This window comes from Neptuniibacter pectenicola (assembly GCF_001597735.1).
Taxonomy (GTDB): Bacteria; Pseudomonadota; Gammaproteobacteria; order Pseudomonadales; family Balneatricaceae; genus Neptuniibacter; species Neptuniibacter pectenicola.
Genome location: NZ_LUTS01000002.1, coordinates 366,591 through 390,865, shown reverse-complemented (window position 1 = coordinate 390,865; position 24,275 = coordinate 366,591). Strand labels below are relative to the sequence as shown.

The 24,275-nt window shown below is 47.9% G+C and carries 25 protein-coding genes and 1 riboswitch; of the genes, 7 read left to right on the top strand and 18 right to left on the bottom strand.

Annotated features, from left to right (window positions below):
• Nucleotide 1: 1 nt before the first annotated feature.
• From cobW to A3773_RS04285, 18 genes are all read right to left on the bottom strand, one after another.
• Nucleotides 2-1,075, bottom strand: coding sequence for a cobalamin biosynthesis protein CobW (gene cobW, locus A3773_RS04370; protein ID WP_067983464.1), 1,074 nt, complete (start codon nt 1,073-1,075; stop codon nt 2-4).
• 43 nt (nt 1,076-1,118) lie between these two features.
• Nucleotides 1,119-1,916, bottom strand: a complete 798-nt coding sequence (gene cobM / locus A3773_RS04365) for a precorrin-4 C(11)-methyltransferase (protein ID WP_067983463.1) — start codon at nt 1,914-1,916, stop codon at nt 1,119-1,121.
• Nucleotides 1,913-2,689, bottom strand: a complete 777-nt coding sequence (cobJ, locus tag A3773_RS04360; protein ID WP_075109486.1) for a precorrin-3B C(17)-methyltransferase — start codon at nt 2,687-2,689, stop codon at nt 1,913-1,915. The genes cobM and cobJ overlap by 4 nt, the downstream gene beginning before the upstream one ends.
• 57 nt (nt 2,690-2,746) lie before the next feature.
• A complete protein-coding gene (locus A3773_RS04355; protein WP_067983459.1) occupies nt 2,747-3,550 on the bottom strand; it encodes a cobalt-precorrin 5A hydrolase in 804 nt (267 codons plus the stop codon).
• Entirely contained in the window at nt 3,550-4,275 is a 726-nt protein-coding gene (gene cobI, locus A3773_RS04350; protein WP_067983457.1) for a precorrin-2 C(20)-methyltransferase, read from the bottom strand. Before cobI ends, A3773_RS04355 begins: the two co-directional genes overlap by 1 nt.
• A complete protein-coding gene (locus A3773_RS04345; protein ID WP_067983455.1) occupies nt 4,275-5,546 on the bottom strand; it encodes a bifunctional cobalt-precorrin-7 (C(5))-methyltransferase/cobalt-precorrin-6B (C(15))-methyltransferase in 1,272 nt (423 codons plus the stop codon). The genes cobI and A3773_RS04345 overlap by 1 nt, the downstream gene beginning before the upstream one ends.
• On the bottom strand, nt 5,546-6,178 hold the full coding sequence (locus tag A3773_RS04340; protein WP_067983453.1) for a precorrin-8X methylmutase: 633 nt from the start codon (nt 6,176-6,178) through the stop codon (nt 5,546-5,548). Before A3773_RS04340 ends, A3773_RS04345 begins: the two co-directional genes overlap by 1 nt.
• Entirely contained in the window at nt 6,171-6,950 is a 780-nt protein-coding gene (locus A3773_RS04335; RefSeq protein WP_067983451.1) for a precorrin-6A/cobalt-precorrin-6A reductase, read from the bottom strand. Before A3773_RS04335 ends, A3773_RS04340 begins: the two co-directional genes overlap by 8 nt.
• Entirely contained in the window at nt 6,947-8,053 is a 1,107-nt protein-coding gene (locus tag A3773_RS04330) for a cobalt-precorrin-5B (C(1))-methyltransferase (protein ID WP_067983449.1), read from the bottom strand. Before A3773_RS04330 ends, A3773_RS04335 begins: the two co-directional genes overlap by 4 nt.
• A gap of 14 nt (nt 8,054-8,067) precedes the next feature.
• Complete coding sequence (locus tag A3773_RS04325) at nt 8,068-9,411, bottom strand: cobyrinic acid a,c-diamide synthase CobB (RefSeq protein ID WP_067983447.1); 1,344 nt, start codon at nt 9,409-9,411, stop codon at nt 8,068-8,070.
• Nucleotides 9,411-9,998, bottom strand: a complete 588-nt coding sequence (cobO, locus tag A3773_RS04320; RefSeq protein ID WP_067983445.1) for a cob(I)yrinic acid a,c-diamide adenosyltransferase — start codon at nt 9,996-9,998, stop codon at nt 9,411-9,413. The genes A3773_RS04325 and cobO overlap by 1 nt, the downstream gene beginning before the upstream one ends.
• Complete coding sequence (locus A3773_RS04315; protein WP_067983443.1) at nt 9,995-11,719, bottom strand: AAA family ATPase; 1,725 nt, start codon at nt 11,717-11,719, stop codon at nt 9,995-9,997. The genes cobO and A3773_RS04315 overlap by 4 nt, the downstream gene beginning before the upstream one ends.
• A gap of 93 nt (nt 11,720-11,812) precedes the next feature.
• Nucleotides 11,813-13,195 (bottom strand): MFS transporter, encoded by a 1,383-nt coding sequence (locus A3773_RS04310; RefSeq protein ID WP_231902142.1) that lies wholly within the window; start codon nt 13,193-13,195, stop codon nt 11,813-11,815.
• Nucleotides 13,192-13,914, bottom strand: a complete 723-nt coding sequence (locus A3773_RS04305; protein WP_231902141.1) for an energy-coupling factor ABC transporter ATP-binding protein — start codon at nt 13,912-13,914, stop codon at nt 13,192-13,194. Before A3773_RS04305 ends, A3773_RS04310 begins: the two co-directional genes overlap by 4 nt.
• A 10-nt stretch (nt 13,915-13,924) precedes the next feature.
• Nucleotides 13,925-14,707, bottom strand: a complete 783-nt coding sequence (cbiQ, locus tag A3773_RS04300; protein ID WP_067983437.1) for a cobalt ECF transporter T component CbiQ — start codon at nt 14,705-14,707, stop codon at nt 13,925-13,927.
• Nucleotides 14,708-14,711: 4 nt separating this feature from the next.
• Nucleotides 14,712-15,305, bottom strand: a complete 594-nt coding sequence (locus A3773_RS04295; protein WP_067983435.1) for a NikL family nickel/cobalt ECF transporter subunit — start codon at nt 15,303-15,305, stop codon at nt 14,712-14,714.
• Nucleotides 15,295-15,915 carry a cobalt transporter CbiM gene (gene cbiM / locus A3773_RS04290; RefSeq protein ID WP_067983433.1) on the bottom strand — a complete coding sequence of 207 codons (621 nt, stop codon included), beginning with the start codon at nt 15,913-15,915 and terminating at the stop codon, nt 15,295-15,297. Before cbiM ends, A3773_RS04295 begins: the two co-directional genes overlap by 11 nt.
• Nucleotides 15,916-15,969: 54 nt before the next feature.
• Nucleotides 15,970-16,785 (bottom strand): DUF4198 domain-containing protein, encoded by an 816-nt coding sequence (locus A3773_RS04285; protein WP_082800545.1) that lies wholly within the window; start codon nt 16,783-16,785, stop codon nt 15,970-15,972.
• A 96-nt stretch (nt 16,786-16,881) separates the two neighbouring features.
• Nucleotides 16,882-17,154: riboswitch (cobalamin riboswitch) on the bottom strand.
• Nucleotides 17,155-17,312: 158 nt separating this feature from the next.
• Here A3773_RS04285 and A3773_RS04280 point away from each other — a divergent pair.
• The 7 genes from A3773_RS04280 (at nt 17,313) to A3773_RS04250 (ending at nt 24,205) form a co-directional block, all read left to right on the top strand.
• Nucleotides 17,313-17,723 carry a SpoIIAA family protein gene (locus tag A3773_RS04280; RefSeq protein ID WP_067983431.1) on the top strand — a complete coding sequence of 137 codons (411 nt, stop codon included), beginning with the start codon at nt 17,313-17,315 and terminating at the stop codon, nt 17,721-17,723.
• Nucleotides 17,724-18,190: 467 nt separating this feature from the next.
• Nucleotides 18,191-18,844 (top strand): CDP-alcohol phosphatidyltransferase family protein, encoded by a 654-nt coding sequence (locus tag A3773_RS04275; protein ID WP_067983429.1) that lies wholly within the window; start codon nt 18,191-18,193, stop codon nt 18,842-18,844.
• Nucleotides 18,845-18,916: 72 nt separating this feature from the next.
• The gene (locus A3773_RS04270) at nt 18,917-19,360 is read left to right on the top strand and encodes an FAD synthase family protein (protein WP_067983427.1); all 444 of its coding nucleotides are present in this window, start codon (nt 18,917-18,919) and stop codon (nt 19,358-19,360) included.
• Nucleotides 19,361-19,752: 392 nt separating this feature from the next.
• Nucleotides 19,753-20,343 carry a cytochrome b gene (locus A3773_RS04265; protein WP_067983425.1) on the top strand — a complete coding sequence of 197 codons (591 nt, stop codon included), beginning with the start codon at nt 19,753-19,755 and terminating at the stop codon, nt 20,341-20,343.
• A gap of 229 nt (nt 20,344-20,572) precedes the next feature.
• Nucleotides 20,573-21,037: a GNAT family N-acetyltransferase gene (locus tag A3773_RS04260; RefSeq protein ID WP_067983423.1), complete on the top strand. Its 465-nt coding sequence runs from the start codon at nt 20,573-20,575 to the stop codon at nt 21,035-21,037.
• Nucleotides 21,038-21,099: 62 nt separating this feature from the next.
• On the top strand, nt 21,100-22,434 hold the full coding sequence (locus A3773_RS04255; RefSeq protein WP_067983421.1) for a ferredoxin reductase family protein: 1,335 nt from the start codon (nt 21,100-21,102) through the stop codon (nt 22,432-22,434).
• A gap of 457 nt (nt 22,435-22,891) precedes the next feature.
• Nucleotides 22,892-24,205 carry an FAD-dependent oxidoreductase gene (locus A3773_RS04250; protein ID WP_067983419.1) on the top strand — a complete coding sequence of 438 codons (1,314 nt, stop codon included), beginning with the start codon at nt 22,892-22,894 and terminating at the stop codon, nt 24,203-24,205.
• The last annotated feature ends 70 nt before the right edge of the window (nt 24,206-24,275 follow it).

The following is a 24,275-nucleotide window of genomic DNA, read 5'->3' as shown; positions in this document are numbered from 1 at the left end:
CTTACACCAATGCCGTTTCGAGGGCCGTTTGAATGACGGAGGCTTCAATACCTTTACCAATAAACACCAGTTGTGTTTTCGGCTGATCGGTACCCCATGGACGATCAAAATACACATCTAAGCGTTTACCAACCGCTTGCAGTACCTGTCGCATCGGTTTACCTGGCAGTGCGGCAAAGCCTTTAGCACGGAAGATATTAAATTCACTTAATAGGTTTTTAAGCGCCACTTGCAGCTTATCGCTGTCCACTTCGCCCAATGTAATAACAAAAGAGTCGAAGTGGTCATGGGCATGGTCGTGATGCTCACCATGGGCATGGTGATGATCATGGTGGTTATGCACATCGTGGATACGCTCTTCCGCTGCGGCATCGAGCCCCATCAGCGTATCTAATTCCGCTTCACCGTGACTGATATAGGTGGTCTTAACTGCACGCGGTACTTTAGCGCTAATCACCGCCTGAACCCGTTCCCGCTCACCGGCATCCAATAGGTCATTTTTACTAACAACCACAAGATCGGCAGCACTCAGCTGATCATCCAACAGCTCTTGCAAGCTTGGATCATGGTCAAGGCTTTCATCGGCTAAACGCTGTGCTTGTACTTGTGCGGCATCATGGGCGAAACGCCCCGCAGCAACCGCCGGTCCATCAATCACAGTGATCACGGCATCAACCGTGCAATACTCTTTAATACCCGGCCAGTTAAACGCCTGAACTAACGGTTTTGGTAACGCCAGTCCACTGGTTTCAATCAGAATATGATCAATGTCGTCACGACGTTCAACTAACTGTTTCATCACCGGAAGAAACTCTTCCTCAACGGTACAACAGATACAGCCATTGGCGAGCTCATAGATACCATTTTCGCCACCCGAAGTAGTGGCTTGCTCATCATCACATTCCAATGGGCAGCTACGCAGTAGGTCCGCGTCTATATCTAATTCACCAAACTCATTCACAATAACAGCGATACGTTTACCCGCGGCCTGTTTCAGCACATTCGATAGTAGGGTGGTTTTACCGCTACCTAAAAACCCAGTGACGACCGTTGTTGGAATCTTATTTAATTGCATTCTTTTTACTCTCAAATGTTGTAACGCTTAACTGCTATTCGATTTAGCCTATATCACGCTTAACGGTGCGTGGTGTTTTTGGCTTCACTTTAGGACGGTATACATGGGCTTGGTCTTTGGCGTAGAGATAAGACTCTTCAAAATCATCACAATCCAATACATGACCCACCAAAATTAACGCAGTACGCGTAAACCCTTTTGCACGTACTTTTTCAACAATGTCGCTTAATGTCCCGACCACTTTATCTTGATCTGGCCAAGAGCTGCGGTAACACACAGCCACCGGGCAATCTGCACCATAATGGGGGATCAACTCTTCGACAATCTTGTGGATACGCGTCACCCCCAAGTGGATCGCTAACGTCGCTCCACTTTGCGCTAGCTGCGGTAAACGCTCCCGCTCAGGAAACGGTGTTTTACCCTCATACCGGGTCATAATAATGGTTTGCGAGACGCCGGACAGTGTGAGCTCTTTTTTCAGGTAAGCCGCCGATGCCGCGACCGCACTGACACCGGGGATCACCTCATAGGCAATACCTAATGCCTCTAAGCGACGGATCTGCTCACCAATTGCGCCATAAAGCGAAGGGTCACCACACTGTAACCGCGCTACGTTCAGGCCCTCATGGTCAGCCTGCTGAATATGCTGAGTAATCTCATCGAGGTCAATACTCGCAGTATCTATAATCTTTTCTGCCGTCCCTTCAACAGATTCCAGCACTTCACGCGGAATCAATGAACCTGCATACAGCACGACAGGGCATTGCTGTAAAAGACGATGACCTTTCAGTGTCATCAATTCCGGATCGCCGGGGCCTGCACCTATAAAATAAACCGTCATAGCTTTTTAGAATAACCTCGGGGCGTATAAACCCACTCTTTACTACCGTTTACAATATGTTTTGATTCACTATTACCGACACTCACCATCGTGAACATATCTACATCTTTCGCATCCAACTGATCCAGTTGAATAATCCGCACTGATTCATCCTCACGGGTGAGCTGACGCCCCAGTAATACAGGTGTTTCTGCAGGACGGTATTGCAATAAAATGTCACGAGCACTATTAAGCTGCCAATCTCGTTTTTTCGAGACCGGGTTATAAAATGAGATAACAAAATCACCACAGCCTGCACTATGAATACGTTTTTCTATGGTTTCCCAAGGCGTCAGTAAATCCGACAGGGATACGGTACAAAAATCATGACCTAGCATCGCACCCACGCGACTCGCACCCGCCTGCATCGCTGAAATGCCAGGGATCACTTCGATCTCCACATCTAACCATTCAGGGTGATTCTCTTTACCCTGAAGCTGTTGATCCAAGAGTTCAAAAACCAAGGTCGCCATGGCGTAGATACCTATATCACCACTGGAGATCAACGCGGTGGTTTTACCACTGGCCGCAAGATCTAAGGCTAGCCGCGCACGGCCAATCTCTTCACCTAAAGGTAGGTCATGGTGTGTTTTGTTATCACACACACCACCAAGGAGATCTAAATACAAACCATATGCCACTAAGTCACTACTGGCTTTAATCGCTGACAATGCCTTAGGGGCAACAAGGTGTGCATCCCCCGGACCGGTTCCTACTACGTATAACTGACTCATCGACATCTCTAATCTGTTGATATGATCCATTAATACAATCTATGGCTTACAAGGCCGCTAACCTAGGTAAGCTCTAGCGATTGCACAGGTTGCTTTAGTGGTTTTCTGCTTGTTCATAACCAGTTCGGCTTTTATCTGTTCATGTTCACTTAACGGGGTACTGTTCGCGCCCCCATTCGCACGGGCATAATCTTGCGCACTATACAGGGCAGCGCTCTCGGCAACGCCATAAACCCCTACCGTGTTATAGACATACTCTGAGCGGGTACTTAATTGCGCCTCAACCGTGCCTAATTGCTGTTTATCCCACGTGCGATAAGGCAAGGCTAACTTGGCGGCCAATGAGATAAGCCCTTTTTCATCCGCCTTAATATCAATACTGCTTAGACAGCTAATCTGTTCGATAGAGAGGCCCTGTTGTTGCAATGAGGCCATCAATAAACGCTCAAGCTCCTCTTCAGGGCAATGGCGTTCACACCCCATACCGACACAATAGATTGGCTGCAAATAGGCTTGCGCGGTTGTAATCACAGGCTCCGCACCTATCAAAACGGATACTTGCAATGCCCACTCATTCGCCCCCCCTTCATGCCCCGATAATAAAGAGATAACAAAACGCCCTTGCTCATCTAATACCAGTACCGCAGGGTCTTTATATTTATCCTCTAGGACAGGCGCCAAGGTACGCATAACAATGCCTGTCGCACAGATAAAAATCAGTCGATCCGCGGCATTAAAGTAGGCCTGAACCTGTTCACTAAACGGCTGGGGCTTATGGCACAAGGCCGCCCCATCTAACAAAGAAACTAAACGTTCCCCTAGCATTTTTCCTTTATCGGTCAGGCTGATAACACGAATCATCAAGATACCCTATCGCGACAAGGCGCAATCACAAATAACGAAAAGTAGGGTCCCTCAACAGGGTCCAGATCATCAATATCACTAATAATCTGTTGGTTATCACGCCCGATATATTCAAGGTATTTTGCATCATCTTTACGGCCTGATTGCGCCAACAACGCAAGCAGACGTGGACGAGCTTGCCCAGCTTTCATAATCACCAACGCATCGTAATGGGCTAATGCAGCTAAGATCTGTTGATCGCTATGCCGACCATTAATCACCGCAAACGATTCTTTTAACATCGTCAACGGTTGAACGAGGCTAGCGGCGGCAGCATTCACCGAGGTAATCCCCGGCACAACTTGGCACTCATAGCTGTCTTCTAAGCGATCCAATAAATAACTAAACGAGCCATAAAAGAGCGGATCACCTTCACACAGAAACAGCACATCTACACCCGCGTCTAGCTTTTTCCTAATCGCTTTGGCACCTTGATCGTATGCGGCATTCGCCAAACGCCGATCTTTCAGCATCGGCATACAAATAGGGATCTGCTGCTGAACCGATTCAGCGGAATCAATCGCATCAATGGCAATACTGCGGGCTTGCGAGTCCCCTTTTTCGTTGGTTAAAAAACTCAAAACTTGGGCTCGCTGAATCAAACGCCACGCCTTAACGGTCAGCAGTTCAGGATCACCCGGCCCAACACCCACACCGATAAACCGCCCTTTAACAACATTCATTACCGGCTTTCCTTTTTAAATACATAAAGCGTAACGGGTAAACTCGGGCGGTACATAACCTGCCCCGCTAACGAGTTACCATGACTCACAGCCACCTGAAGTGTTTCATAATGGCTATCGGCCGATCCTAAGCGCGTTTCATAAAACTGGTATAGATGGTGTTTACTCGCTTCAGTCACCGCTGAGCAGAGTAAAACGCCCCCCACAGGTAGTAACGTCCAGACGTGGCTTAATAACGCGGGCAACTCACCCCCGCTGCCACCAATAAAGACCTTATCCGGGACAGGCAAACCGGTTAATGCTTGCGGTGCGCGCCCCTCTACAATAGAAAGATTGCTTACGACACCAAACCGTTGACGATTTTGTTCAAGGCAACCGAGGCGATCAGCATGATGCTCTATCGCATAAATAGGGCTATTCGGATTCCAGTACGCCAACTCCACAGACACACCGCCACAACCGGCACCTATATCCCAAACACATTCCCCTTTAGCCACCTGCAACTGAGAGAGTATCGATAACCGAACCTCCCGTTTAGTCAGCATTCCACGGCCAGCCCCCACTTTATCGGTCACAAAATGCTGATCAGGAATACCCGGAAATTCCGGCAAAAAACCACGGTTACATCCAGGCTCAAGCAGGGAGACATGTAGAGGATCAAACTCAATCTGGCAGCTTTCACTCACCAGTTCTTGAGCGGTAAATCCTCTGATTTTCTCATTGGGGTAACCTAAGGCTTCACACACGGTGACCTTGGCATCTACAAAACCACAGGCGATACATTCTTGGGCGAGCGCTGTTGGCGTACTGTGGGCGTCGGTTAAAATCAGTAAAGGCTGATGTTGACGCAAGCGCGTGCGTAGTTTTAATAAGGGGCGGCCATGTAAGCTGAGCACCTCCACATCCTGCAACGCGATACCTAAACGATGACATGCCACTTGCAGGCTCGATACAGCCGGATAAAAGGTTAGCTGTTCGGCTGAAAAATGACGACTAAACCAACGCCCAATCCCGTAAAAAAGTGGATCACCAGACGCGAGGATCATCACTGATCGGTTGGCCGCTAACGATTCATCGATCAGCTCCTGCAAAGCCTCTAGTTTAGGCAGCAATAATGTCGCTTTACCTACAGGTAACAACGACACTAATGTTGCTAACTGCCGCTCCGATCCTACGACAAGATCAACCTGTTGTAGCACCTGCAATGCTTCCGGTGATAGGTCGGCTTCATGGCTGACACCTAGGCCAACCACATAAATTCCGGTGGCCATCAGTAGTACTCCCCGCGAATACAACGCAGTAATGCATTACAGCTGGCTGCCGTTACGGCACTGCCCCCTTGGCGACCCAATAAGGTAATACACTCAATACCTAACCCTTGATGTGTATCCCACAGATGCTGCTTTGACTCAGCCGCACCCACAAAGCCAACCGGCATACCGATAATCAGCGCCGGCTTTTCGGCCCCTTGCTCAATCAGCTCTAACAACCGAAACAGTGCGGTTGGCGCGTTACCAATCACCACCACACTACCGGCTAACTGTTCACGCCACAGCGCTACCGCCGCCATCGAACGTGTTTCACCACTCACTTCCGCCAACGCAACCGCACGCTCATCATTCAAATAGCACAGGGGCGGCTGATCAATCATCCGCTTTGTAATACCTTGTTTAACCATTTCCACATCGCACAGAATAGGGGCCCCCTGCTTCAGGGCCGCAATACCGGATTCACACGCGTTGGCACTAAAGCGAACAGCACTGGCGATCTCAGGCATTCCTACGCTGTGGACAATCCGCATCACCACTTGCTGCTGCGCTAAGGTTAAATCGGTTAAATCCGTCAACGCCCGAATCTGACGAAAACTTTCCTGTTCAATGGCCTGCGGGTTGATCTCATACATTGTGGTCACTGCTCAACCCTTTTTTAACAAGTTTATTTATCACGTCATCGACTGAATGGAGTAAACAATCGGCCATCGGTAATACCGGCCTTTCTAACATAAACACAGGGATACCCAATTCCCGCGCGGCTGATAACTTAGCCTCAGTCGCCACGCCACCACTATTTTTACTCACGAGCAGGTCCACGTTGTAATCAAGGAGCAACTGTTTTTCAGCATCATGGTTAAACGGCCCAATCGCTTTTATCCACTGCATACTGTCGGGCAGTTCAGCGTTAGGAGGCGCAGCGGTTCGAATCACCTGTTTCTGCCCTGTTAACACCGTCTGTTGTGTAAACCGATCTATCACATCTTGGGGTAGTTGGCCGGCGGTCAAAAACAACGACGCATAATCTGCGGTCGCCTTAACCATGTCATCCCAGTCCTCAAACCGTTGCCATTGATCACCCTCTTGCGCTTGCCAAGCGGGCCGATGAAAGCGCCAACAGGGAAGTTTCAACTGTTTACAGGCGTCCACCGCCGCGCTGCTCATACGTAAAGCAAACGGATGGGTAATATCGATTACAAGGTCGAATCTTTCAGTGCTCAGGTAGTCGACTAGCCCGCCACGTTGCGTAAACCCACCACTAATGACCTCGCACGAAAACTTAGGTACACGCACTAAACCCGCCACGCTATACGTTATCTGAAAGGTAGCCAGCAATCCCTTATCTTCAAGTGATTCGACCACTTTTCGCGCATCGGACGTGCCCCCTAACATCAAGATTTTCATCGTAGGTCCTCGGCGGTCATATGCCCTACAAATTCGCCTTTACGGTCTATTGCCCAGACCTCAAGCGCTATATGGGTATTCTTTAACATCGTCTGTAGCACACGTAACGCTCGGCGACACACCTCTGCAGCAAGGTCTAACCCTTGCGCTTGGCAGAGGTGTAATACTTCAATACTGGTATTGGCCTGTAATATTTTATCGGCAAGTTGACTATCTGCGCCTACCGCAACCGCCATCTCCGCTAAATGCGAAAACTCAATGCTCGATGTGCGGCTGTTCAGATCCATATGACCATTGGCCAGCTTACTGATTTTGCCAAACCCACCGCAAATGGTGACTTTATCTACCGGCGCTTTCTTCAAGTGCTTCAACAAGGCCCCTATAAAATCACCCATCTCAATTAACGCCATGTCTGGCAGTTGATAGTACTGTTTAATCGCCGCTTCACTTGAGCTGCCTGTCGTCGCGGCAATATGCGTGACACCATTCGCCCGAGCAACATCAACCCCCTGCCGAATAGATGCGATATAAGCGGCGCAGGAGTAGGGTCTGACGATGCCCGTCGTCCCTAAAATCGATAAACCACCCAAAATACCTAACCGTGGGTTCATGGTTTTTAACGCGATCTGTTCACCGTTTTCAACCCCCACCGATACCTCAAACCCACCCTCGTATTGATACACCTCAGCCGCGTTAAGTAAGTGCTCTAGCATCATTTTTCTGGGAACAGGGTTAATTGCAGGCTCACCCACATCAAGCGCTAGACCAACGCGGGTTACGGTGCCTACACCTGCTGCAGGTTTAAATCGAACCCCTTTCTCTTGCGTTAAACGCAGCTCAACAAATACCGTCGCCCCATGCGTCGCATCAGGGTCATCCCCCGCATCTTTAATGGTCGCCGTACGCATCCCACCCTCAAGCGGCTGGTAACATTCGATCGATAGCTCAACTAATTGTCCACGGGGCAGTAACACCTCAACCTTAGTTGGTTGTTTACGGGCCAGTAATGCCTGTGCAGCGGCCACACAACAAGCCGTCGCACAGCATCCGGTCGTTAAACCGCTGCGCAATTCCTGTTTCTGTTCGCTACTTTCTGGCCACACGTGAGTACGACTCCCTACAAAGGCTGTGATGCAGATTGGCCATTAAAAATAGCAGCAATCGCATTAGGGTTAGAGGCAAAAAACAGATGAAGATAACTGGCGGTTAGCCCCTTTTCACGATAGATCGCCTCTCCCGGTGCAGGGTGACGCTGCCGCTTACCATAGCCTATAGGCGCGGGCGTATCGTGGCTGCGGGAACGGTGGTGTGCATGTGCTTGCACCGGCCCTTCAGGCAAAAGAGCCGTTTGCATCCCTTGGCAACCGCGTTTACCGCGCATAGCGCCATGGCCGGTAATAACACCGCACATAGGGTAGGTCGACTCATCGAGATCCGTTAAATCATCAAGGCAATAAAGAAAACCACCACACTCAGCCAAGATAGGTTTACCTTGAGCATGAAACGCTTTTATCTGCGTTTTAATAGGGTCATTTTCTGATAAGCGTTTGGCATGTAATTCAGGATAACCACCGGGTAACCAAAGGGCATCAGCCTCTGGCAGTGTTTGATCGTTTAAGGGCGAAAAGAAGGCAAGCTCGGCCCCCATCGCTTGCAGCAAACGTACATTAGCATCATAGATAAAACTAAATGCCGCATCCTTCGCAATAGCAATTCGCCGACCTAATAGCAAAGGCGCAACAGGTTCAATCTCTGCGCTAAAAAACTCAACAGGCTTGGGCAGTTCAAGAATAGCGTTAGGAACCTCTAAAGGCCCTTTTATCCACTGGGCACCCAACGTAAAACGATGCTCTAGCTCATCGCGCACCTCATCAGCTTGCACTAGGCCTAAATGACGTTCAGGCAGGGCCACGTCAGGGTCTCTTGCTAAGGTCGCTAATAAAGGTAAGTTTTCAGGCAACGCATTACGGATCAATTCCGCATGGCGCTCGGTACCGCAGTTATTCGCAATTAGGCCTGCAACCTGCACATCGTCGCGATAGTTCGCCATCCCCATCGCTAACGCAGCAGCAGTCTGCGCCATCCCTTTAACATTCATAACAATAGCGATAGGTATATTAAAACGGGCCGCTAAATCAGCGCTTGAGGGGTCACCATCAAACATCCCCATGGCACCTTCAACCAAAATGAGGTCCGCTGACTGGGCTGCCTCAAAGAGTTTTTGCTGGCAATAGGTATCCCCAGCCATCCATAAATCTAGCTGCTCAACATCCTGACCGGACGCCTGCGCTAAAATTTGCGGATCTAAGTAATCTGGCCCTGTTTTAAAAACACGCACCACTTTGCCCTGCGCTTTAAAATAACGTGCCAATGCCGCAGTGATCGTGGTTTTACCTTCACCCGAACTGGGGGCAGAAAGAAAGAGAGCCGGGCATGAAACTCTATTCGATAGATCAGTCATTAGTACTCGATTCCCGCTTGCGCTTTCACACCCAAACGAAACGCATGACGTTCATCCCGAATACTACTGATAGTATCCGCAATCTCTTCTAAGCCTTCAGGCATGACTCGACCCGTAATCATGACGTTTTGATTTTTTGGGCGGTTTTTCAACGCTTCAACCACAGGGGCCAGTTCAAGGTATTTATATTTGAACATGTAGCTCATCTCATCAAATACGAGCATCTCATAACGATCATCTTGCAAGAGCGCTTCCGCTATCTGCCATGCTTTTTTCGCCGCGGCGATATCTTGTTCTTTATCTTGAGTTTCCCACGTAAAGCCGTGTCCCATCACATGCCAATCAATCAATGCATGATCACGGAACAGTTTATATTCGCCGGTCTCTGTACGCCCTTTCACAAACTGGATAACGGCTGCTTTTTTACCATGTCCCACACAACGCGCCATCGTACCAAAAGCGGAACTGCTTTTTCCTTTACCATTACCTTTTAGCAGGATCAAAACACCGCGCTCTTCCGTGGCACTGGCGATACGTTTATCGATCACCTCTTTCTTTTTTGCCATACGCTCTTGATGGGTTTTCATTGACTGTCTCCTGCTAATGATAAGTAGGTTGCATTTAATGTGTGCGCAAAGTGCGGGCCTTTACCGCGTTTCACCTGACTCAACTCTGTATCAATCCATACCAGCTCACCGGGGAGTTGAATACCGTCAAGCGAGCTGCTACTACGGCCATCGCTTATCACATAACTACGGATCTGTAGTTGTGGGTTTTGACGCAGTAACGTACGCAGATAGCGCTGCGCTTCAATAAACGCATCTCGCATCGGTGTGCCACCACCCGCACTTAATTGATCTAACCATTCACCCAGCTCTTTTGGCGCACGCACTTTTGAGAGTAGGCGTTCTACCCGGCTATTACCAAAACCAAAAAGTGCAATCTGCTCGCGGGCAAGGTAAGCCTGATTGGAGATCTGCAAGATCGCCGCTTTACCCTGGGCAAAGCTTTTTGCCTGCAACGTGGACGCGGAGGTGTCGAACAACAAAAAATGCAGTAGGTCGTCAGACGCACGCTTAGTTTGAAAGCGGAACTGTTTAGGTGGCCAGCTAGGTAAATTAGCAACTAAGGTAGCGAACCAGTCTGGCCGTTTACTCAGCTCACAGGTCTCTTTAACCCCAACGCGCATCGCAGAGTGGCGTTTATCCCGATCAGTGACAAGTGGCGCTAAATTGAGCCTTAAACCTTCTGCGGTTTTCTGTTGTTCGGCTTCAGCCGTCATGGCACCCCAATCACCTTCTTGGCCCCTACGTTCTGACTGACCTTGATCGGTTTTACGCTGGCTATCATCCGGCCGTTTAAAACCCTGTTGCGGCGAAGGCGGTGGCGTCTGTTCCGGCGAAGACGGCGGTTGTCGATCATTCGCGCTATTTTTTGTCTGTCGGCGATGGGCTAAAACCAATGTTTCAACCGCATCAATATCCACTTGTGTAACATCCACCCTTTGGTTAAATGCAGCATGCGCAATAGCAGCCCTATACCAAACAATATCCGCCCGTAAACCATCCACCTGTGCAGCACTACAGCGTTCAGCAATCACTAAGCGCAACGCATCATCACAACTAACATTACTCAGTAATAAACGGGCCGACTCAATACGCTGAAGCAGTTCTGTCTGTTGCGCTTGATAATGTTCACAAAAGCGCTGATTTTCACGCTCAAACCGTTCACGCCGTTTAACAATCTCTACCCTTTCCGCCGGTAAGTATTGATTATCTAAATCAACCGATAAACCAAAGCGATCATGCAATTGAGGACGAAGCTCACCCTCATCGGGGTTCATCGTCCCGACCAACAAAAATTCTGAGCGATGACTATGGCTTATGCCATCTCGTTCGACACAGTTGACCCCCGATGAAGCAACATCGAGCAACAGGTCAACCAAGTTATCGGGCAGTAGGTTCACCTCATCCACATAGAGCACGCCCCCATCCGCTTTACTCAATAACCCTGGACTGAAGCGGACCGTTTTTTCATTGAGCACATGCTCAAGGTCTAAGGTACCTAATAACATCTCTTCGCTGGCACCTAACGGCAGCGTAACAAAATCAGCAGTTTTCCCCTTGCCTTCACCTACCGATGCAGGCAGTAGGTCAGCTAACCCCCGCGCCAATGTAGATTTTGCACATCCACGCGGACCGCTAATCACAACACCACCAATAGCGGGGTTAATCGCAGACAAAATAAGCGCTAATTTAAACCCCTCTTGGCCTAACACTGCGCTAAATGGAAAACTGTTTTTACTCATTTTTCTACCTTTAGGTTCCCGTTATCCGAGACATGCTATTCCATACCCTGTAACCAAGTTGCAGCATCAAGAAGCAACACTACTCACCCTACTTTACTGTTTTGGCCAGTAAGCATGATGCTCATCAATGACGAACTTATGCCGGTGTTTCTGCTGCGTATGGTAGTGGGGGTGAACATGAGGTTCCGCCCCCTCCCAGCCTTCATGTTCATGTTGATGGTGCTCATCATGTACATGGGGGTGTAGGTGATTCATTTCTAGGTGCTCATGCCACAGCTCGTACTGATCATGGGGCTTCCAGACAACCGCCGCCACAAGGGTAGCAATAAGCGCCAACACGGCTAAACAAGCAAAGGTTAACCCCATACCTAATCCGCTACCTAATCCCCCAGCTAAAAGATAACCTATCAACCACATGCCATGGGTCAGCGCGAAATTAGCCGAGAAGTAATCATTACGATCACTCGCTTGGCACGACTGACGCACCACCCGTCCGGTTGGAATCAAAATCATGCTACTGCCAACACCGATGACAAACCAGATAGGAAATAGGCCGAGATAACTCGGTCCGACACACCCCGCCAGCAACGCAACCACCAGTAACGTTCCACCACCTAACATCATTCGACGATCATGAAAACGCGCTAATAACGCAGGCAGGAAAAGCGCTGCCAACATAGACCCTAAACCCGCTGAGGCCATTAACAACGGCACTTGTTCTTCCGACAGATCCAGCACCGCTCGCACATAGACTACACTATTAACAATAATCATCGCGCCAGCAGCAGATAAGGCTAAATTAAGCAGCAATACCGCGCGTAACCGTGGTGTATGTAAGTAGCTTTTGATACCAAAACTAACATGTCGCCACACGCCACCACTGCGGTCATTACGCTGACTTTCCGGCAGCGTAGCCATAAATATAAAGATCACCGATAGCGCAAAAGCAACCCCATTGAGTTGGAACAGCAACTCATAAGAGGTAAATAATAAGATAAATGCCGCTAATGCGGGGCTTAGAAGGCTTTCTACCTCCATTGCTAAACGCGATAGCGACAGCGCTTGGGTATAGGACTCTTCATCAGGAAGAATGTCAGGTAGTAGTGCCTGATACACCGGTGTATAAGCAGCCGCCATAATATTTAATAGAAAGATCACCGCAAATAGCTGCCAGAGCGCGTCACAAAAGGGCAATAGCGCCACTAAGGTCGCACGCCCAATATTCAAACCTGCAAGCCACTTCTGTCGAGGTAAACGGTTAGCATACCCACCCACAATAGGCGCTACACTCAGATAAGCGATCATTTTAATCGCTAAGGCCAGCCCTAAGGCTAAACCCGCATCGCTCGGTTTAAGATCAAAGGCGAACAATGCTAAGGCAACCGTGGTCAAACCGGTGCCCAGCAGGGAAACAACTTGGCCTAAAAACAGCCACCTAAAATTCCGACCGGATAAAGAGGTAAAGATCGTCATCATGCGTGTTCGTGCTCTGCCGAGATCACATTTATACCCGTCCCAGTCGCTAGTGGATTCAACTTGGCATTTTCTAAGGTGACCTCCCGAGTGGCTAATTGCGCTAAAAAATCAGCATCATGGGAAATAATAATCATCGCTTGAGGTAAGGTTTGCAATGTATCAATCAGATGCTGACGTGCATTACTATCTAACGCATTACTCGGCTCATCTAACAGCAGCACTTCAGGCTCCATCGCCAACACCGCCGCTAAGGTGATCATCCGCTTCTCGCCCCCGGATAACTGATGTGTAATACGCTCTTCAAACCCTGCCATACCTAAGGAGGCTAAGGTATCCATTGCCAGCTGCAAGGCCTCCTCACGGCTTTTCCCTAAGTTAAGCGGCCCAAACGCAACATCCTCTAACACCGTTGGGCAGAATAGTTGGTCATCCGGGTCCTGAAATAGAAAACCGGCACGGGCGCGCACATCAATAAAAGATTTCTCATCGTTACGTGGCTCACCAAAGGCAATAATCTCACCCGATTTGGCTCTTTTAAGGCCAACCAGTAGATGTAACAGTGTCGTTTTTCCGGCACCATTCGCACCGGTCAGGGCAACGCGTTCGCCTTGGCACAGGTGAAAATCGACCTTATCAAGCACAAGACCTCGACGAGGATAACGGTAGCTTAATCCTCTCACCTCAATTAAGGGCTTATCTGACATAGCTCTATCACTCATAACCTGTTCATCATAAAAAGTTGAGCCCTACCAATATGCATAACAACGGAATAAACAACGCCATAAAACGATAATCATCGGCGCCTAGTGCCATATCATCAAAAAGATAAAATCGACCTTTATAACCTCGACACTTCATGGCATCCATAATACGTTCCGAACGTTCGACCGAATGGACTAACAGCATACCAATCAAGTAACCGATTGAACGCCATGTGTGCATATCGGTCCGCAAAACAAACGCACGGGCCTGCATCGCACGGCGCATCCGTTTATATTCCTGCCCAATCACATCTAAATAGCGCACCGTAAACAGTAACAGATGCACCAGTTTATCCGGTACGCGAAGGTGTGCTAACGCATGGCCTAAAGTGGTGGCACTTAACGTACCCACTAAGGCTAACAAGGATAAAACCACAGCATGGGCTTTAAGCAATATCATTAATGCGTGCAATAACCCCGCCTTACTTGCTGATACACCCGCCACAGTAAACAACGCTTCGCCGGGCGTGGTAAAAGGCAACAATATGACCAAAAAGATCATGAACATATCCATTGCAATCACCCGGCGCAGGGTACGCTTAAGGTTCAACTGAGCAAGTAGTGCCAGTAATAGGCCCACTAAGACCCCAACCCCTAAGACAAAAAAGTTCTCTGATAACACAGTCACAAAAGCAAACAGCGTCACCATGATTACACGAAGGCGCGGATCAAGCTTATCGATCACAGAAAGATCGTGCTTAACCTTTTGCCCTTTCCATGAGGTGCCGCTGTGCTCTAAAAACTGTGGCATTAACTCAACCTGTCTGCTGTTTATCGAGTTGACGCTGACGCCACCAGATACCTAAACCGCACAAGCCAAAGATATAACCAATCCCCCCCATAATATCTTGCAGGGAACTTTTCTCTTTGTATGCGGCGATCTCTTTTCTAAGCGGTACCACCTGTTTTGCCACGGCACGCTCAATCATCTGCTCTAACCCCTGGCGATCAGTCGCTATAGGTGTTGTCGACACACTCGGCACCGCAACCTTATCCACAGTTACCTCAACGGACCCAACCGCAGCTAGGCTGTCAGGCAACTCATCAGCCGGCAAGGTTAACTCTAAAATATGGCCAGAACTTAAATTGGCATAAAACAGATGATCAATACGCTGGGTCGCCGTGTAGGTAAAGCCTCCCTCATCATCGGTTTCTAAGCGGGCTAATTCATTGCCCTGCCTGTCCGTCACGTTGACCACCGTACCTGGGGTTGCCATATCCCCATTGGAAAACCCAACTTCACCTTCGATCTGGTCACCAATTGCATAAACACCGCCAACGACATTATGCGCAGCAACCCCGAGAGAAAGCAGGCTCAAACACAGGGCAGCTATTAACTTAAACCGCATCACACCTCTCCTTGATATTAAGGAACTCAGGTTTCACTTTACGAATAAGCAACACCGCCGCCGCAGTCACAAACCCCTCAACAATCATCACAGGAATATGCGCAACAAACGTGATCTTCGCCGCCAATAAGAACGCTTCGCCGGAGAGCATTAACGAGAACGCCACCAGCACGGTGGTGATCACAATTGACCCCGCGCCACCAATAGCACCCCATATAGCAGCCACTTTAGGCGAGCTTGAGCTAATACCCATTCCACATAGGTAATAAACCATGACCGCAGGGAGTGCGATGTTGACGGTATTGACCCCTAGCACTAAAAAACCACCGAAGCCAAAAAATACGGCTTGTAGGAACAAGGCAACCAATAAGGCAGGAAAAGCAGCCCAGCCCAATGCTAAGCCTATTAAGCCATTCAAAATAAGATGAACACTGGAAAAACCTATGGGCAGATGAATATATGAGGCGATAAAGAATACAGCAGATAAAACACCCACCTGAGGCAGGTGATCATAATCCATCTTTTTTAAACCAATCGCGACACCTGCCACCGTTAAGGCAGCACCTACCGCAAGTACAGGTACCGCCAACGCCCCATCAACAATATGCATAACGACTCCATACCAGGCTGAGAAACCTGTTCAAGTAACACCCTATCAGGCGCATCATTTTACGGCTTTAAAATCATGCGCTTGTACCCAGATCACTGCATCTTGGGATAGCTCTTTACCGTTAAGCTCTGTTTTTTCTCCCACACCGAGAGCAGCAAAACCCCATTGTCCGGCTTTAGGGATACCAAACGTAAACGTACCATTTGCATCCGCATAGATCGTCATTGTGATAAATAGGTCAGACGGTAGATTCGCGTTCGCCGTGTCAGAAAAACGATTGTTTTTCATATCTGGATCATAATTAACGTACTCAACCTCAATCTCTGCAAAAGGTACTGGCTTACCTCTACTTTTAACTACACCGGTAAATGACCCTCCCGCTAAAATACCGTAAGGCTTCGTTAGTGGAACAATTTCAGCGGTCAAACCTAAGGTTTCATTCCAATCAGTCGGTAACGTACCAACATTAACGATGGTTTTAACAATCTGCTGAATATATACATTTTCAGCTTCTTCAAAATAGGGTGCCATCTGCATCACAAAAACATGATCCCCTAGGCCTCGGAGTGTTGCATCCACTTCATAAGCATCACCAGTATTTGCGGCACTGCTCCATTTCGAGGCTTTCACACCCGACAGAAGATCCGTTTCTTTACCTTTTTTCACCACATAAAACTGCTCAGGCGGTTCTACAGCCATCACATAACCACTATCCGCAGGATGGGTAAAAGGGAGTTTCAGGTTAATTAATCCACCACGCTCACGTAATAGATCGGGGGTATACAGCATCTGAAAGTGGGCCTGAGCCGCAGAGGCGAAAAGGGATGAGGCTAAGCTAATAGCAATAAACGATAAAATATTTTTAAACACGAAAAAATCTCCAACAAGTCATGTGTCGGAGTTGGGAGGATAAGTATGTCCAGAAACCCTGAACGATTACTCGGTGAAGCCCTCCGCAACACCATGGTAAAAAATGTTTATCTAGCTGGTATCCGGACTCATTGGCGAGAGCGCATTGACATGAAATACGTAATCTCAATTACTTCACCTTCCCACATTAACTTAGGCAACTTTGCACTTAACAAAGCTAAACAGCGAATGCAGTGGTATAACGAAATAATCTAACCAATTTACCGTTGCGGGGGCAGTGTTGGGATTACCATTAGCCAACCATGGCTTGGGGCGCACCAACTTCCCAGATCAGAGGCTTAAAAAAACGCCCAATCTGCACTTACATGCGGCAAGATAAGCCGATAAGAATACCCATGCAATCAACGCTTTGCAATTGAGTAGTTTTCGCTTTGCTATGAATTTTGTACAGGCAAACATGATCCATTCACCCTCACCCCCTTTTGCCTTTATAATAAACCTAAATCCATAGATAAAAGATAATCACTATGCTCTATGTACTTCCTGAAACAACTGGCGACATTATCGTTTTACAAGCGAACGAATCGCTCACTCAAGACGATTATACCCAGACCTTTATCCCCCTCTTTGAGCATGTAAAAAACACCCACCCAACCGTACGTTTACTGATCACCTTCGCCCCAGGCTTTGAAGGATTTGAAGCCGGTGCACTATGGGAAGATCTGAAATTTGGCAGCACACACGCCAAGGACTTCTACCGTATCGCCATCGTCGGCGGCTCCGAGTGGATGGAATGGATTAGCAATGTCGCCGAATGTTTTATGGACGGCGAAATTCGCCACTATAAAATCACTCAACTGTTAGAAGCCCTTCGCTGGATTAATGATGAAGGCGAAGATGATGAACATGAGGAAAAAAATCACCCATTTGCAGGGTAGATACAATAAGTCACCTCCCCCATTCAAAAACAAGCGATAAGTGAATGCCTGCATGAGAATTGCAAAAGAAATGACAGTAGCCCATTAAAAAAGCCGTTCACTGCTATATAAGCCGCGAAGTGCCAGTATGCTGCTCATGCAGGGATATGAAGCCCCGACCTAACCCTCAGGGGCGAGGGATTAAACAACAAAGTCTGTGCCTCCCAACAAATAAAGCGTATAGTGGCTGGGTACACCCCCCTCTATCGAGCCTACTGGCCAACACGCCTCTATCCTCCTTATTGATCCTTTAGTTGCGACAAGCAGCTAGAGCAGATTTCTTGCACCTGCTGTTTGCGTTTCTCTCTCCATGGGAACAACCAGATTTTTAGCGTAGCTCTGTTCGTTAGAACACAGTGATGTTGCTCACGCTTTTTAACGTGATGCCGGTGCATCCTTGATTTATACCTATCTTTATTAGGAGCACCATGACTACAGATACTGAAAACGCCCACGCAGTCCAACCTGCTATAATTTCCTATGTAAAAGACCTGCCCAACCTATGCTCACTCGCAGGGTTAGCCTGCACAGTACTCGCGCTTTATTTTAGTATTATTGGCATCTATTACGCAGCGATGATCGGCATGATCTGGGCTGTTGCATTTGATTGGGCTGATGGGCTAGTCGCTCGCAAGATGAAGGGACGTACCGGCAATGACCGTATGTTTGGCGGCCAACTTGATCTAGTCATCGACATTGTCAGCTATGGCGTTACACCTGCGATTCTTATATTAAGCTATGGCCATTTCGACCCTCTATTGCTACCTATAGCGTTTTTCATGCTCGCGGCCAGCGCAATACGTTTGAGTTACTTCAGCACCTTCGGTTTGTCAGATACATCTAAATACACAGGGCTGGCACTCGATAACAACAACATCTTATTAGTTTTTATCTTTTTACTAGAGGGCATTATTCCAAACACTATTTTCGCAGGTATTCTCTACGCCAGCGCCTTAGGTTTAGCTGCGCTCAATGTCTCTCAGATCAAAACACCTAAACTCTCTGGCACCCCTCTCCATGTGGTTTTACTTGCACTGTACACCCTTGGCATAACAGCTATTTATGCTTACAAGCTGTTATAGACGTCGCTGCACAGAGAGTCCCCTGTCGCTTACCCGACACTGATTAATAATTTTATAAAGGTTAAATAAAACATGATTGTTTACACTGTAGGTACGTTTGATTTATTACACGTAGGGCACTTAGCGTTACTTGAGTATTGCAAATCGCTCGGCGGCGTTCTGGCTGTGGGCGTTGCATCTGACCGCGTTGTTAACTCGTACAAACCCAACGTGCCGGTTATTCCACTTGAGCAGCGCATGGAAATGTTAAGCGCACTGCGCTGCGTTGATATTGTCCGGCCTTATGATGAACTTGAATATGTCTCTGGCTGTGAAGCATTAAAGGCAGATATTTTTGTTATTGGCGAAGACTGGGGAAAAGCCCCCCATAACCTTGCCGTTGAATCCTATTTAAAATCAGCAGGCAAACAGATCCGACAGGTACTGTATAACCCACGCACCTCATCAACGACCATCAAACAAAATGTTGTCGCACAAGTGAATAATGCTCAAAACTTATCAACAGCAGTGGCATAACAACTTAAATCGGTCCATGTAATGAAACCATTAAGTAACGTGGCAGATAAGCGTAACTAGACATTGCGCCTCATGCCACGTTTCTCCGACGGCTAGACACACTCATTCGTTAAAGCAGGAAACTGGCGCACTCTCGCCCCGGATCACCTCATATTCAGCCAACATGACCCGTTAGCGCCAAAGCAGCACCCCTTGAGCAACAACACCTCAACCATCGCGACGATGCGATTGTTTAACTAAACGTTATCGACTGTTGCCCGTTACATTCTATTAATGACATGACTATTTCCATAAAATAAGGCGTATCCATCACAGCCCTATATTAGATCAAGCCATACAACCGACTGCATCTTGACCTATAGCGCCAGACTCCCACCCCATTGGAGGATTACATGAGCATTAGAAACACCGCCGACAACTACGGTTCCATAGCAAAATGGTTACATTGGATGACCGCTCTGCTTTTTTTAGGCGCTTATATGAGCGTGTATTATCGACACTGGTTTACTGAAGCGAAAACACCTGAAAACTGGAACGCATTACAACTCCACTTTTCAATTGGCGTAACCATCGCCGTTATCGTTGTATTGCGCGTTGTCTGGCGCTTAACCAACCGCCAACCGACGTTAGAACCCGGCACACAACTGGAACACCTAGCAGCCCACCTAGGCCATTATGCGCTCTACGCCCTAATGATCATCATGCCTCTCACAGGCTATTTAGGGACTGGCGCAAATACCGAATACTTCTTTCTATTTGATATACCAAAATTTGAAGATACCCAACTCTTTACCTCCCTTGTGCAGGATGGCTTAGGCCTAACGTTTAAAGCGTTTGAGAAGCCCATCGATTTTATCCACAAAGATATACTCGGCGCATGGTTAGCATGGATTTTAATTGCAGGACACGCCTTAGCCGCGCTATACCACCATCGGATAAAACGCGATAGAACATTACGTAAAATGACCATCGACAAATCCTAATATCACGATCCAATGTAAGCACCACAACCGCTAAACCGCGACGTGGCGTGGCGTGCGAAAAAAAGAGAGTGAAGCAGCTAACGGGTAGATGACATCACTACAGACACGCCCTGATCCATCAGGGCGTCCTTCCTTAATTTAACTTACATTGAGCTATAGCAAATAATGACCAAGACAGCATCCCCACTATGGTTTTATACTTAATCCAATACTAGCATCAATAGTTCCCATGAAAATTCGCCCCTACCAGCCATCCGATCACACAGAGATAGCCGACCTATTTCACGCGGCAGTGCACGCGATTCCTGAGACGATCTATTCAAAAGAGGAACGAGATGCTTGGGCACCCACGCCCCCCAATTATACTGAGTGGGCGTCACGCCTTAGCGTAAAAAAACCTTTTGTCGCCGTAAAAAACAATACCCTCATTGGCTTTATCGAATTAGAAAAAGATGGCCACATTGATTGTTTGTATGTCCATCCGACTTACCAACGAGCCGGGGTCGCCAGTCAACTGCTACAACAGGTGCGCACAATCGCCGACCAAAAAGGCCTGACGACCCTCACTGTAGAGGCGAGCCGAATCGCCATGCCTTTTTTTAAACAACACGGTTTTACATGCCTACAGAAAAACATCGTGCATTTAAGGGGACAACCATTAGTCAATTACAGCATGTCATCCTGCATGCCTTAGAGCCCTAAACACACCTTTATTAACCATCCCATCAATTGTTAGCGTTACTGGAAGGATTCAACATGAACGCATTAAAAATTAGCTTCTGGGGTACGTTGCTTGCATTAACCGCCTTATGGTTACTTGCTGACACTTTTATGCCCGAACCTTTGACCTACTTCTCATTCCGCTCTGTATTTATTCAATACACCGGCATAATCGCCATCGGCGCAATGAGCATTGCTATGCTGTTGACGATGCGCTCGACATGGATGGAAAAGCAGCTGCACGGACTCGATAAGATGTACCGTTTACATAAATGGTTAGGTATCGCCGCGCTGGTAACCGCAACACTGCACTGGTGGTGGGCAACCGGAACAAAATGGATGGTAGGCTGGGGCTGGCTAACCAAACCTGAACGAAACAAACTCAGCCCCGAAGCCCTACCTACATTAGAACAATGGTTAAGGGATCAGCGCCACTTAGCCGAGTCATTAGGCGAATGGGCTTTTTATGCCGCTGTTATTTTAATCATTTTGGCATTGATCAAACACTTCCCCTACCACCTATTCAGAAAGGTTCACTATTGGATTGCCGTTGCTTATTTAGTGTTAGTTTTCCACACCCTCGTGTTAACTAAGTTCGATTACTGGCTCCAGCCTATCGGCTTGGTCACCGCGCTATTGCTGATCAGTGGCACACTCTCGGCCCTGCTCGTATTGACTGGCCGCGTAGGACAAGGGCGAAAAACACAAGGAGTCGTTGACTCACTCACCTATTACCCCGACCTAAAAGTGATTGAATGTACCATTGATGTAAACCCCGATTGGAAAGGCCACACGCCGGGCCAATTTGCGTTTGTTACGTCAAAAAAACGCGAAGGTGCACACCCCTATACCATTGCCTCGGCTTGGGATGCAGAACAACACACCCTGACCTTTATCACTAAAGAGCTAGGCGACTGGACCAGTCGCCTACGCGATTGGCTCAAGGTTGGCCTGCCCGTTACAGTTGAAGGCCCTTACGGTTGTTTCGATTTTCGTGATCACTGTTCACATCAAATCTGGGTCGGCGCCGGTATCGGCATTACACCTTTTATTGCCCGCATGAAGTACCTCGCCAAAACCCCTGGGACACAGAACATTGATCTCTTTCACGCCACAAGTGATTTTGACCAAACCGCCATCGATAAACTTTGCGCTGATGCTAAAGCCGCAGGCGTTAACTTACACCTCATCGTAACACCAAAAGATGGGCGCTTAACCCCTGAAAAAATTCGCGAAGCTGTGCCTAATTGGCGTTCAGCCAGTCTTTGGTACTGCGGACCCATGGCCTTAGGCCAACTCTTACGTAAGGACTTTAAAGCGAAAGGAGTCGCCTCAAAAGATTTCCATCAAGAGTTATTCGATATGCGCTAACAGTGTGTCCTGGATAAACTGGGTCAAATCACAGGCCCAGTTTACCCCTCACTCCCCCCATACCTAGACGCATTCCCATGCCCAGCTATATAAGATATTATTAATATAAGACACATTGACGATAAAGTGGACTCTACTATATAGCGTTCACTTAAACAGTGTGCCGCAATAAGCATCACATCGAGCGCGAAAAAAACACTATATGACAAAAAATTTGTCACATATGTCACAAAGTTAATAGATAGCCGTTAACATAGACGGATGAAATTGGCAGAACACTCGATAAAACATTTTCCCATTGATGTAAATAACCAAAAAACATAGCGGGTATGTAATCTACTTTCATCCCTTAAAGACAACAGGTAACAGCCCGATCCACCAAAGCAGGCACGTCTATTAACCATAGACGCTCAACGCCCTAAAGAGTCTCTAAGGTATTTTCAAAAAGGTGATAACCATGTCAATTAATCGTCGAAACCTCCTCAAGACTGGCGCAACGTTAGGTATCGCAGGTGCCTTTGGTCTCGGGGCTTGGGAACTCAACAAAACCAATACAAAAGCAAAGATTCTCATTACCGGTGGTGGCGCAGGCGGACTCGCCCTATCAAACAAACTACTCCATTATTTTAGTGGCGCAGAGATCACCATCGTAGACCCGCGTGGCTACCACTGGTATCAACCGGGGCAAACATTACTTTTGGCCGGTGCTTATAAAAGCAAAAGTAAAGTCATCGAAGATAATGCCACCTATTTAGACAGCCAAGTTAAATGGATTGAAGCGGGTGTAGAAGCCTATAACCCTGATAATAACCAGATCACTACAACCTCAGGACAGGTACTAAACTATGACTATCTGATTGTCGCCACAGGCTTAGAGTTACGCTACGACATGATTGAAGGTCTCGACACGAATGAAATTGGCCAAGGGAACATCGCCAGTATTTACCTAAGCCCCGAGGCCGGTATTGCGAGCCATCAACAAGCACTAACATTTGCCCAAAGCAAAGGCGGACAAGCCCTATTTACGCGTCCACAGGGGGCCATAAAATGCGCAGGCGCTCCGATGAAAGCAACCAATCTCATAGAGTATTTTGTGCGCCAAGCAGGGCAACGAGACGCTTTTAATTTTGAATACTGCACCGCTGAGAACCAGCTATTTTCTGTCAAAGCATTTGACCAACGACTCCAGGAGATTTGGGCCGAGCGGCAAATTACGCCGAATTATGAGCACACGCTAACCTCCCTAGACAGTGCCGCCCAAACAGCAACCTTTACCTTGGCCGACAACGCTCAACGCACCATGGATTGGGACTTTATACATGTAGTCCCCCCCATGACAACGGTCAAAAGCTTACGGGAATCTGAGTTAATTGATGAAACCACCTTTAAAGGCTATTTAGAGGTTGATAAATACACACTGCAACATAAACGATACCCCAATGTTTTTGGTATTGGCGACACCGTAGGCACACCTATAGGTAAAACAGCCGCATCGGTTAAATCCCAATTATCGATTGTTGCCAGCAATTTGCAGTCACTTATTACCGACCAACCCTTAACGGCCCACTGGAACGGGTACACCTCTTGCCCGATGATTTTAGATGTTGGCCACGCAATGCTATGGGAGTTTGATTACAGCCTTGAGCCTATGACGACCCTACCTATTCAGGTAGTAGACCCGCTGGATAAAAGCGAGCTGGCTTGGGTGATGGAGAAATCACTTATACGCCCTGTATATGATGTGATGCTGCATGGCTACACTCCCGTTTAAAGAATAGAGCAAATATGAAGGGCCCACTGACCTTAAGTAAAAGGGAAAAATAAAGGAACATTGGCGCGGA